This window comes from Marinobacter mobilis (genome assembly GCF_900106945.1).
Lineage (GTDB): Bacteria > Pseudomonadota > Gammaproteobacteria > Pseudomonadales > Oleiphilaceae > Marinobacter > Marinobacter mobilis.
In genome coordinates this window covers 84,600-96,195 of record NZ_FNNE01000004.1, presented here as the reverse complement: position 1 = coordinate 96,195, position 11,596 = coordinate 84,600, and the positions used below count along the sequence as shown (strand labels likewise).

Annotated in this window: 9 protein-coding genes; 4 read left to right on the top strand and 5 right to left on the bottom strand. The window is 62.8% G+C overall.

Going from position 1 to position 11,596, the window contains the following annotated elements; translation table 11 throughout:
• The 4 genes from BLV11_RS07425 to BLV11_RS07410 form a co-directional block, all read right to left on the bottom strand.
• A complete protein-coding gene (locus BLV11_RS07425) occupies window positions 1-204 on the bottom strand; it encodes a YjfB family protein (protein WP_091812341.1) in 204 nt (67 codons plus the stop codon).
• A gap of 183 nt (window positions 205-387) precedes the next feature.
• Window positions 388-774: an ectoine synthase gene (locus BLV11_RS07420; RefSeq protein WP_091812340.1), complete on the bottom strand. Its 387-nt coding sequence runs from the start codon at window positions 772-774 to the stop codon at window positions 388-390.
• Between the two features lie 59 nt (window positions 775-833).
• Window positions 834-2,276, bottom strand: a complete 1,443-nt coding sequence (locus tag BLV11_RS07415) for a GTPase/DUF3482 domain-containing protein (RefSeq protein ID WP_091812339.1) — start codon at window positions 2,274-2,276, stop codon at window positions 834-836.
• The gene (locus BLV11_RS07410) at window positions 2,273-3,700 is read right to left on the bottom strand and encodes a DUF2868 domain-containing protein (protein ID WP_245725955.1); all 1,428 of its coding nucleotides are present in this window, start codon (window positions 3,698-3,700) and stop codon (window positions 2,273-2,275) included. Before BLV11_RS07410 ends, BLV11_RS07415 begins: the two co-directional genes overlap by 4 nt.
• A gap of 56 nt (window positions 3,701-3,756) precedes the next feature.
• Here BLV11_RS07410 and BLV11_RS07405 point away from each other — a divergent pair, with 56 nt between their 5' ends.
• The 3 genes from BLV11_RS07405 (at window position 3,757) to BLV11_RS07395 (ending at window position 8,258) form a co-directional block, all read left to right on the top strand.
• A complete protein-coding gene (locus BLV11_RS07405; protein ID WP_091812337.1) occupies window positions 3,757-4,116 on the top strand; it encodes a DUF6164 family protein in 360 nt (119 codons plus the stop codon).
• A gap of 273 nt (window positions 4,117-4,389) precedes the next feature.
• Window positions 4,390-7,509: an Ig-like domain-containing domain gene (locus BLV11_RS07400; RefSeq protein WP_091812336.1), complete on the top strand. Its 3,120-nt coding sequence runs from the start codon at window positions 4,390-4,392 to the stop codon at window positions 7,507-7,509.
• Window positions 7,510-7,640: 131 nt separating this feature from the next.
• Window positions 7,641-8,258 (top strand): HPP family protein, encoded by a 618-nt coding sequence (locus tag BLV11_RS07395; RefSeq protein WP_091812335.1) that lies wholly within the window; start codon window positions 7,641-7,643, stop codon window positions 8,256-8,258.
• Here the strand turns inward: BLV11_RS07395 and BLV11_RS07390 are convergent.
• Complete coding sequence (locus BLV11_RS07390) at window positions 8,242-8,943, bottom strand: Crp/Fnr family transcriptional regulator (protein ID WP_091812334.1); 702 nt, start codon at window positions 8,941-8,943, stop codon at window positions 8,242-8,244. The two genes, BLV11_RS07395 and BLV11_RS07390, sit on opposite strands and share 17 nt — an antisense overlap.
• Window positions 8,944-9,367: 424 nt before the next feature.
• Between BLV11_RS07390 and BLV11_RS07385 the strand changes: the two genes are divergently transcribed.
• The gene (locus BLV11_RS07385) at window positions 9,368-11,494 is read left to right on the top strand and encodes a 3-hydroxybutyrate oligomer hydrolase family protein (protein WP_091812333.1); all 2,127 of its coding nucleotides are present in this window, start codon (window positions 9,368-9,370) and stop codon (window positions 11,492-11,494) included.
• The last annotated feature ends 102 nt before the right edge of the window (window positions 11,495-11,596 follow it).

The following is an 11,596-nucleotide window of genomic DNA, read 5'->3' as shown; positions in this document are numbered from 1 at the left end:
TCAGACCCGGACATCAATAACGCTGCCGATGCGGGCGTCGCCGCTGCTGACCGACGGCTGTGGCGAGGGGATGGCGTCGAGCAGTTGCAGAGCGCCCGCTGCCGCCATGTCCTGGGCCGTTTTCAAGACACTGAGCTGGGCCTGTTGCTGAACGTCGGCCTGGTTGAGCTGGGTGCTGAAACTGGCAAGTGATGAAATATCCACGATGGCTGACCCGGTTTGACACTAGGGGACACGGTAGCCGCCTGTTGCGATGGCTAACGCAGGAGTGGTCAAAATATCACCAGCCTGACGCCAGAGGGAAGCCCCGGACGCCAAACCTTGCAAACCGTTACAGCCGCTTACAGGGGAGGAAACCGCTGTGGTCATGCACATGCCGCCCGGGGATCATTCCGCCAGGTTGTAGGAGCCGTCTTCGTCGTGGGTTTCGCGGCCGGTGACCGGCGGATTGAAAGAGCAGATCAGGCGCATATCCTCACTGCCGCCACGAAGTACGTGACGATCGTGCTTGTCGAGGGCGTACAGGGTGCCGTCGGTGATTTCGTGGGTTTCCCCGGTGGCGAGATCGGTGATGGAGCCGTTACCGGCAACGCAATAGACCGCTTCGAGATGGTTCTTGTACCACAGGTTCAGCTCGGCACCGGCGGGAATGATGGTCTCGTGGAACGAGAAACCCATACCATCTTTTTTCAGCAGCAGGCGGCGGCTGGTCCAGCCCGGGCCTTCCACTTCGCGCTCGGTTCCGATGATGTCCTGTACACGTACAATCTTCATGATAGTCCTCATGTTGGTGGGAGTCGCGGCACAGTATAAACATCCGGACGCGGTCCGTTTCAACCGCCTGCGGTCCGCCACTGGTGGTAGAGGTCCATGGCAAGCTCGAGGGTTTCGGCCAGTTGCTGGCGCTGTTCGCTGCTCAGGGCACGCTGCTTTCGGCATCGGGTCAGCGCCCGGTGAATGACCTGGCGGTGGGGGCTGTCGAGCTGGTCGAGCCAGTGGCTGTCACTGGGTTCCAGGTCGAGCGGATCGCGGCCGGCGTGGTTGCGGTGGGCAATGTGCCACCAGTGATCCACCGCCCGGCCCAGAACCACGTAACCGAACTGGCTGTCCTGCACCGGCCCGAAACTCGCGGTTTGCAGACCATGACGCAGGGCGCCGATCTTCAGTACCGGCAGGGTCAGGCGATCGCCGTAGAAATAGCTGCCCGCTGCGCCAATGAGCCCCCCAACCAGCGCCCCGGTACCGAGAGACGAACCCAGGGTGATGGCATCAAGGCCGGCTCCGCCAATGGCCCCGGCGCCGAAGCCGGCGGTGGTCAGGTAGGTGCGGCTGACACCCCAGGCCTGGCGGCTGCCCTCACTAAACAGATCATGCTCGCTGTGCCAGCGTAATTCGGCTTCCTGGCGTTGTACCCGGTGGTGTTGATACAGCGCTTCAATGGCCAGCCGCAACGACTGTTCGCGTTTGCGCTGGTGCTGGTACCAACGTTGGCGCAGTTGCTCGGCCAGGGTGTCACGGGCGTGCGCCTCACTTTGAGGTGCGGTCAGGGTACGTTTCTCCTGCCACGCCATCATCTCTTCCAGGGCGGTGGCGATCAGCCGCGCGGTCTGGGACTTGCGCTGTGCCCGCTGCCCTGACAGGTGCAGTACTGCGGAATCGAGCACCTGCTCCCAGGCCGGCTCGAGCTGGCCAAAAGCCTTGAGCAGGCTGAGGTGCTGGTTAAACGGTGCCCGCACCGCGTCGAATTTGCGCACCACCTGAAAGAACTGGCCGAGGGCGGACTGCCAGTGTTCGCTGTAATCGTCCGCGCCGATACTGTTGATCAGTGCCAGGCTGGGGCGTCCGGTCCAGCGCAGGATTTCCATCTCGCTTTCATTCTCGGCGCTGTAGGGCACCGAACCGTCAACCACGTAGATAATGCCGGCACCTTCCACCAGGGGCGTCAGCAGCTCGCATTCGTCATGGAAACGGGGATCGTCGCGGTGCTGATTGACAAAGGCGGCGACGGTTTCAGCCCGGTCTGAGGCTGACAGGCTGTGGGCTTCCAGCCAGGCCAGTAGCTGCCGCGGTCGTTGGAACCCGGGGGTGTCCACCAGGGTATAGAGCACGTCGCCATCCACGGTCAGGTCATAGGCCTGGCTGTGGCGGGTGGTACCGGGTTCGAGGGCAATGGCAATGCTGTCGTTCTGGGACAGGGTGGCCACGATGCTGGATTTGCCCTTGTTGGGGTGGCCGACCACGGCAAAGGTGGGGGCCGGTGTCCGGTGATCGGTCATGGTTGCGCCCCCGCCGTTTGGTGGGGGGACTCCGGATAACGGCTGACATGAAGCCGCTTGTCGCTGAGCCGTTCGCTGAAGCGAAGCCAGGGCGCCAGTTGCCGGTCCGGCGCCGGTTGCTCCGGGTCGGTGGCCAAAGGTACCAGGGTGATGCGGGTATTGGCCGGCCAGTGGTTGCGGGCATCGCCAATAAAATCTTCCAGTTCTGCGGTGGGTGGTTCCCAGGCCCGGGTGAGGATGGTGATCGAATGACGGCTGTCGGCGTGCAGGTGCTCGCGGGCCTGTCCAATCGCCTGCTGGTCCTGATCGAGGCTGGCCGCCCCCCCGGCGTCCACCACCAGGCGCCGATCAGTCCCCTGAAATAGCGGGGGTAGGCTGCCGTTGCCGGCTCCGGCCCAGCGAATCACCACCGGGCTGTCAGGCAACGGGTGCAGACCGGTTTGCACCGCAAGCTCCGGGGGGCGGTTGACATCGGTGTTCTGGTGACCGCTTTCCACGGTCGGGGTTTCCATCCGGTAGCGCAGGGCCAGCAGGCCCGGGTGCGCGGCCAGCAGCTGCCCGGCCCGGCGCCGCAGGTGCCAGATGCTGAGCAGCAGCAACAACAGCCGTGGCAGAATCACGTAACAGCCCCAGGCCATGGTGACGAAGGGCCACCAGTCACCCCAGCGGGCAGCCGTCACCGGGGAACCCTCGCTGATCCGGAAGAAACGGGTCTGGCTGACCAGGTCCAGGTCGGGGACCGCTGCCGGCCACAGCCCCTGCCAGGGCCAGGCCAGCGTCGCCATGAGTTGCTGGTAGCTGGCGGCGCCCGTACTCAGGGTGGTGCTCCAGCCAAACGCCAGATCCCGCACCACCACCAGGGTGACCAGGGTTAACAGCCCTGCCAGCGCGAACGCCAGGCCACCGCCGTGGGCGGCCCGGGCCATCAATTGCGGTTGCAGGCGATTGATGGCCATGGCCGCCTCCTGGCCGGGGTGCAGATAGCGTTCAATCAGCCAGCCCCAGGGCCGCCATCCCGCCAGGGCCTGCAGCGATGTAGCGACCGCCAGCACCAGCTGCAGCAGCATGAAGGCCAGCAGCACGGTGATATTGATGCGTCCGCTGCCGTCGTAGTAGAGCAGCCCGAGCATGGTCACGATGCCAAACAGCGCGCCGGTCACCACAAAGCTAAGGCTGATGCGATGCCAGCGGCGCAACGGCCGCAGCGCGCTGGTGTGATGCGGGCTGCCGATGCGCTGGACGTAGTCGAGCCAGTGTCGGGGTGTCAGCGTACCGTCGGCGGCGAGGGCATAGCGGCGGTCGCGACGGTGCAGGAACGCCGGCGACTGATGGTGGTCGCGGCGAACCTGATCGTCGAATTCCAGTAGCAGCGTCAGGGCCTTGTCGGACATGCCGTGTTCTTTCTCCTTCCTCGAACCGGTCATTGGCGGTGGTTTTCCTCTAGAATATAGGGATATCCGTTGCCGATACCATAATTACCATGCCCCACCACCTGATGAACCTGCGTTATGTCCCGGATGATGAAGCGGAGGAAATCCGCCAACTGTTCGAGCAGCACGGGGTCCCCTACTATGAAACCCCGCCCAGTCGCTGGGGAATCAGCATGGGCGGATTCTGGGTTCACGACGAGGATGAGGCCGAGCGGGCCCGCGCCCTGCTCAATGACTACCAGCAACAACGCCAGAGTGCCCAGCGCCAGCGCTACCAGCAGGACCTGTTGCGGGGGGAGAACCGGGGAATCTGGCAGCGGATTCGGCAAAAGCCGGTCACCACGCTGGCGGCTGCCCTGGCCATTGTGGCCATCTTGTTCCTCAGCCTGATTCCCTTCATTCGTATTTGAGCGTCCGCTGGCCACCGCCGGCGCCGTTCTGCTTCGGGTCGAACATCTCCCGGTTCAACGGTGTGACTCCTGTCACAGAACAGAAAAGAGCCTGTTTTGCCCGGTGTCCGCGCCATCTCTGAATTTTTCTTTCTGAAACATATTGTTACAGAGTGTAATTGCGATAGCCGGCCGTTCCGCCAGAGGTCGCTGTACTTATTGCCAATTCTGCCTTCGAACTCGCTGGCTATGGTCTGCTCCCCATTTCTCTTGCTGTGACCTGGAGGCCGCCCGATGATTCGAAACAACACCACGGTATTGATTGCCGCTGCCCTGACCCTGCTCGCGGGCTGTGGCGGGGACCAGGCAGTGATGCTGTCAGCGGAGGCGCCCCCGGGCCTGATCTACAGCTATCCGGCGGATGGCCAGCAGGAGGTTGCTCCGCAGGCCGATCTGGTGCTGCGTTTCTCCACCGTCGTGGCCGAACCCCGGCTGGCCCTGGTCGATGCCGACGGCGCTGCTGTCGGCCATACCCTGCAGGCGGTGGATGGTGGCCAGAGCTGGCTGATCCGCCCGGAGCGGGCGCTGGCCCCGGCTCAGACGTACCGGCTCAGCCTGTCCGAGCCGCTGGTTACGGACGGCGGCACCCTCACCGAACTTGACGATGGCGAGCTGGTGTTCAGCACCCGCGGCAGCCGCACGACCATTCGCAGCGAGTCGGTGACCGACAGCCGTTTTGGCCTGGCCACGATGATCCCCGACGGCCAGCGTTTTCCAGTGATGGATTTCTCCACCCTGCGATTGACGCTGACCCAGGATATTCATCCTGATGGCGTGGTGTACGGTGACTCGGTGCGCCTGGAGAACAGTGCCGGTGAGCTGGTGCCAGCCTACGTGATTGCCCGTGGCCGGCAACTGGTGATCGATCCGCTGGCGCCGGAAGGCAGCGACAGTGATGAATTGACGGCGGGTGAGACTTACACCCTGACCCTGAAGGCGTTGCCCAACCTGTATGGTGACCAGATGCTTGACCTTGCGCTGCCTCTGGTGCCGCGAGAGTCGGGTCCCACCGAAGTGCTCTACCAGACCGCAACCGCCAACAGCACCAGCCAGGATCTGCGTTCGAAGCTCAACGGCGAGCCGGTCAATGGCATCTCACTGCAATCGGTGCTGCTGGGGAATACCCCTCATGCCTGGCAGACCGGCGCGATGTGGGCGGAGCTGGCCTACGGCCCCCATTATCCGGAGATGACCCCGCTGCGCATTCCCCGCGGCACGGTGCTCAGCAGCACCTCGCTGGACGTTAATGTTGGCGGCGTGGTGCCGCTGATGACCGCCACTGGCGTTCAGAAAACCGGCGAGATCAGGGTGGTGATGACCACCGATGCCATCGGCTATCTGTTCCCCAATCCCTACAGCGACAGTGACGAAGCTCCGCGCCATGTGCGGCTGTTCATGGATGTGTCGATGAACACCGTGGAAGGTCAGCCCAATGCGTCGCTGTCCCAGGATCTGACGGGGCTGGAGCTGGTCGGGTTGGCGAGAATTCACGACGGTACTCTGGAAATTGATGCCCTCAGCATGGTGGAGCCGGCGCTGCTGGGGCTGGAGAACGCCCGCGCCTCGCTCGCTTTCAACATCCGCGCCGAAACGGCCAACCGGGCCCAGCAGGATGCCCCGCAACCGCTGGCCGACCTTGCCGCGCCAGCGCTGGTGAGCTGGATGCCCGGTAACGACGCGGCGATGATCCGTGCTCATCGGCCTGGCGATCCGGTCACCCTGTTCTTCGATGAACCACTGGATCGGGACTCGGTCCGTGCCGGCGTCCGCCTGTTCAGTGGTGACAATGAGGTGACCAGCGATGTGTCGGTGGATGGCACCAGTGTGACCCTGCAGCCTGTTGGCGGGTTACAGCACGGCACCAGCTACCAGGTCCGCATCGACAGTCTGCTGACCGACCTCGCCGGCAATGGCGCCCAGCCACAGCAACTGGCGTTTGCCCTGCCGCTGGCTGCGGATGCCTCGGCGTCGTCGCCGCTGGCGGTAACAACCTACCCCGGTTTCCCCTGTGTCACCATCGGGCTGGGTCTGCTGAGTGATGATCATGGCCGCTGCCAGGGCACCCTTGATGGTAATGGTGTGCCCCATAATGGGAGCGACGAGCATATGCCGCTCCAGACCTTGCCAGCCAACCGACCCGTAGTGGTGACGTTCTCCCAGTCCATGGATCTGGCGTCAATCCGGCTGGGTGAGAGCTTCCGGGTGGAGCGGGTGACCGATCTGGGCAGTGGCAATGGCCAGGACGTAACGGTGGCGGCAGAGCCCGTGACGGGACGTCTGATGTTGAACAACCAGCGGCTGCGTTTTTACCCTGACCAGCCCTGGCAGGTTGGCGCCTACTATCGCTATACCCTGGCTTCCCAGGCCTCGGCCAGTCCGGATTGCGGCCAGGCGATCTGTTCCAGCCTGGGGCAGGCCCTGGAGACCAATGCCCTGATGGGATTGAGCCAGCGTGGAGGACCGGATCTGACGATCTACTTCAAGGGCAGCGCAGCCACCGACACGGTGTTTCTGCCCCTGCGTAACCTGCCAGTACGGGATGTGAATGCTGACAGTGTTATCCAGTGTGCGATTGTGGAGGAAACCAATGGTGATGGCGTGGTGGTGCGTCAGTCTTACGCCAGTGACTGTGTCGAGCCTTCGAATATGGCCTTTGACGCCGGCGGCGAGCCGCTGACCCCGCCTCAGGCGACCCGGGTCATCAGCCAGGACCGAAGCCACGCACGGGTGGGTTGCAACCGCGATCGGAAGAACATTTTCTCATCCTGGCTACTGACCGAGTGTCCGGAACTGAAGTTCATCTACCAGACCGGAGCCCTGAACACCGAGGTGATTGGTCCGGTGGATCCGGACAATCCCGCCGCCGGGGTGCGGGTACTGCTGTATCCGACGCTGCTGACCACCACCTCGTTGACCGTCAACGCCATGGTGTTGTCCGACCTGACCTGGGCTGAGACACCGACCGGACCACAGGTGATCCGTATGCGCTACGCGGATGATGGCAGTGGCGAACGCAACGGTCTGATCCCCGGTGTGATCCGCACGGGTGCTGACGGTTACCCCGTGTTCGAGACCGACGTTGACCTGTACCTGGATGCTCCGGATCTGCATACGCCACTCAGTCTGCCCCACAACCAGCACAGTGTACCGTTGTATCTGGATCTGTTGGGTGAGGTTCGTTTTCTGGAGGATGGCCGTCAGGTCATCGAGCAATACAACCAACAGGCCCAGACCATTACGGTGAATGTGGGGGGGCTGGTTGAATTCGATCTGGAAATCCCGGTGAACGGTTTACGGCTGAGCTACTTGTCTCCGCCAGTGAAGGAGTTATCCGTGTTCTCCCAAGCCCAATAACGTCGAACGGAGCGGGCGATGCCCATACCGTCTTGATCTTGATCAAGACGGTATGCTGACACAAGGTTGCGGCGCCCGGGAGCTTTGCCCTAGCATGATCGCCCTTTTTTGGTGCATACAGGTGGCAGGGCATGGGAGTCCGCAACGATCGTCTGCGCTGGCAACAGGCCAGTGGGGTATTACGGACATTACATCTGGAACGTCTGTCCCGGCGCTACAGTCACAAGACGGTGCTGGCGGGGTTCAACCTGATCAATGGCGGCCTGAGCATCGCCCTGATCTCGCTGGTCGCTCTGGTTACCCAGCAGGCGTTTATCTTTCCCTCCCTGGGCGCAACAGCGTTCATCCTGTTCCATGTGCCACTGGCGGAACCGGCGTCACCGCGCAACACGGTCTGTGGTCATTTGGTGGGCGCCCTTACGGGGCTGTTCAGCCTCTATCTGTTTGGCCTGCACAATGCGCCCTCGGCCATGGCCGCAGGGGTGGATCTGGCCCGGGTGGGCGCAGCGGCACTGTCGTTGGGGATGACCGGATGCCTGATGGTGCTGTTACGGGTTCCCCATCCACCTGCGGGAGCCACGGCACTGATCGTTTCGCTGGGGCTGATGCCCCATCCTGCGCAGTTGCCGGTATTGATGGCCGGGGTCTTCCTGCTGGTGGCTCAGGCCTTTGTGATCAACCGTCTGGCAGGCATTCCCTATCCCCTGTGGCGGCGGTCGTCGGAGCTTCCGCTCAGCGTTCCTTCTTGAGGCGGGAAAAGGTGGCTGGAGCGACCCCCAGCCATGAGGCGAGTTGGAAATCCGGGACCCGAAGCATCAGCTCCGGATACTCCACCACCATAAGATCGTAGCGTTCCTTGGCGGACAGTGTCTGGCGGTGGAACTCCCGTTTGGTGGCGAGTTCCGCCAGTTCCTCGGTCAGGGTCAGGGCAAACCGCGCCCACTTGCCTTCGCAATGGTTCCGCAAGACATCACGAAAGGCGTGGAAATCCGCCTGCCAAAGGGTGCAGGGTGTAACGGTGGACAGGCACAGGGTATTGCGTACCGTGCGGCTGCGGCCGAACACCGGCCAGGCGATATCGCCTTCCGCAAAGAAATGGTGGATTGATACCTTGCCGCCTGGAGACTCGCGAAACAGTCGCAGAACGCCATGCTGGACCAGATACACCTGTGACCACGGGCGCTGGTGGCGTTCGAGTTCGCTGTCCGGATCCACCACCTCTTTGTGAAACAGGGTGCAGAGCTGGTTCAGTAACAGGTGGTCGGGATTGGGGTTGCCATTCGGCGGGCGAATTCCGAATACCCGGCACAGACTGTGCATCACGGTTTGTGTCTGATTGACCGGTGGCAGCGATGCCACCTGCGGATGCTGTTCCCCCAGCAGGCAGGGGGAGGAAGACAGGGATACGGAATCGCTGTCGATTGCGTCTGTCATAGCATGCAACCCGGTAGATGATTCCTGAATACTATGCCATTTTCTGTTAACGGCAAAAAACCATTTGTTTGATTATTATCAATCGGCAAAATCGATTTCACGCTTCGACCGCCTCTGCCAGGGCTGCAATGTCCGGACTTTCGGACACAGTCCGGTTTTCCAGACGCTGCTCCCTTTTTCCCGCTAATCCCTTGTGAACCGCACCCTGTACACCCTTTCTGGACGGCCTCGGACCCCTGCCCCGGTGTCCGAATTACCGGACGGCCCTGTTTCCGGTGTTCGGATTCGACTTCTAACTATCTGTATATAAAGGAAATTAATAGTTGGCATGAGATGAGCATTGGGCAGGCAGCGCCCGGTGTTTTCGCGTCTTCCTTTTCCGGTGCGCCTTTTAAATAACAATAACGCCAGTAAGGAAACGAACATGACCATTCGCACACTGCTCATCGGGCCAGCGGGGCTCGCTGTCGCCCTCTCCCTAACCGGCTGCAAGCTGGAAGATATCCCCGGCAAGGCACTCAACCAGACTCCGGACTTTCTTATCGGAGAGGTCCATTACCGCGCCTATGATGGCGTGACCAATGACCTGCTGACGGCGGGGCTCGGTGCCAGTGGCCTGGCCAGCGCTACTGCGCCGACTTTCGCCGACAGCCTCAACCCGAGCCCGGCGGAACTGCGCCGGCTGGCCATCTACAACAACTACCGCGCGCTGGTGGATACCTCTCCGGGGGGGGGCTACGGCAGCTTTTTCGGCCCCCAGGTCGGTGGTGAGGGGGAAGGTCTGATTGCCGGTGAAGAGTTCCTGGCGTTTATCGATGCCGGCAATGACCAGGCTCCGGTGACGGTCATGGTGCAGATTCCGCATCACTTTGATCCTGATCAGCCCTGCATGGTTACGGCGCCCTCGTCCGGGTCCCGCGGTGTCTACGGGGCCATTGGCACGGCCGGGGAATGGGGGCTGAAAAAGGGCTGTGCGGTGGTGTATACCGACAAGGGCACCGGCACCGGCAGCTTTAACCTGGAAACCGGCGCGGCGCAGCGCATCGACGGTAGCCTCAGTAGCGATCCGGAGGTGGATGTCCAGTTCCGTGCCAACCTCGATGAAGCCGGGCGGGCGGCCTTCAACGCCGCCTATCCGAACCGTGTGGCGTTCAAGCATGCCCATTCCGGCAGCAACCCGGAAGCGGACTGGGGGCAGCATGTGCTGGCGTCCATCGAGTTCGGGTTTTATGTGCTCAATGAGCAGTTCGGTCAGCAAACCGGCCATGGTCAGCGGGTTATGACGATCAATCCGGACAACACCCTGGTGATTGCCTCCAGCGTTTCCAACGGTGGCGGTGCCTCAGTCAGGGCCGCGGAACAGGACGAGCGCGGGCTGATCGATGGGGTGGCGGTCTCCGAGCCCAACGTGAACCCATTGCCGGACAGCGCAATCACCATTCGTCAGGGCAACGGGGGGGTGATCAGCGCGCACAGTCGCAGTCTGCTGGATTACACCACCGCGCTTGCGGTTTACCAGGGCTGTGCCAACCGGGCCCCGGCCATTCGCGACGATGCGCCCTTCAATGCCGTCCTCAACGATGTCAGCGTGAACGAGAACATCTGCACGGCGCTGGCTGCCAAGGGGCTGGTGACTGGCGCCACCCTCGATGAACAGGCCACGGATGCGCTGCGGATCCTGAACGAGGAGTTCGCCGTGCAGCCAGAACAGAACCTGGTGGCACCCAGCCACTTCGGCGTGTCGGTAGCCCAGAGTATTGCCATGACCTACGCCAACGCCTACGGCGGTTTTGCGGTCGAAGACCGGCTGTGCGGATTGAGCCTGGCCGCCACCGATGGCAGCGGGGCGGTGATGCCCCTCACCGATGCCCAGGAAGCGGCGCTGTTCTCGGCCAGTAACGGGATTCCGCCCACCGCGGGTGTCAATCAGGTCTACGATGAGGCCAGCGGCGGTGCAACCAACCTCAAGCAGGCAAGCTCCAACAGCAGCGGCCTGGCGGACTTTGGCCTCGACGCGCTGCTGTGCCTGCGAGGTCTGGCCACCGGGGTGGATCCGTTGACCGATACCGCTCTGAGTGGGACGGCCGCGGACCAGGCCAGCGCCATTGCGGCGGGCATAGCGGCCATCCGCTCCAGCGGTGACCTGGGCGGCAGGCCGGCGGTGATTGTGACCGGTCGCGCCGATGCCATCCTGCCGATCAACCACACGTCACGCCCGTATTTCGGCCTCAACCGCAAGGTCGAGGGGGCGGACTCCGGCCTGCGTTACTACGAAGTGCTCAACGCCCACCACCTGGATGCCTTCAATGCTTTCCCGGGTTTCAACGAGCGCTACCTGCCCCTGCACCACTACTACATTCAGGCCCTCGACCTGCTGTGGGCGCGCCTCAACGATGGCACCGAACTGCCGCCAAGCCAGGTGGTACGCGCCGTGCCCCGGGGTGCCGGTGCGCCAGCCCTGAGTGAGGCCAATCTGCCACTCGTGGCAGAGGAACCGGCCCCGGAGGATCGCATCCTGTTTAGCGACAACCAGGTTCGCATACCGGATTGAGGCCACAGGTGCCGCCGCACCCTACCGCCATACGGGCGGGCACCACGAACGGGCTTCGGCGGAACCCGTTCTGACCGGCCGGTGCGTCACCGGCCTCACTAA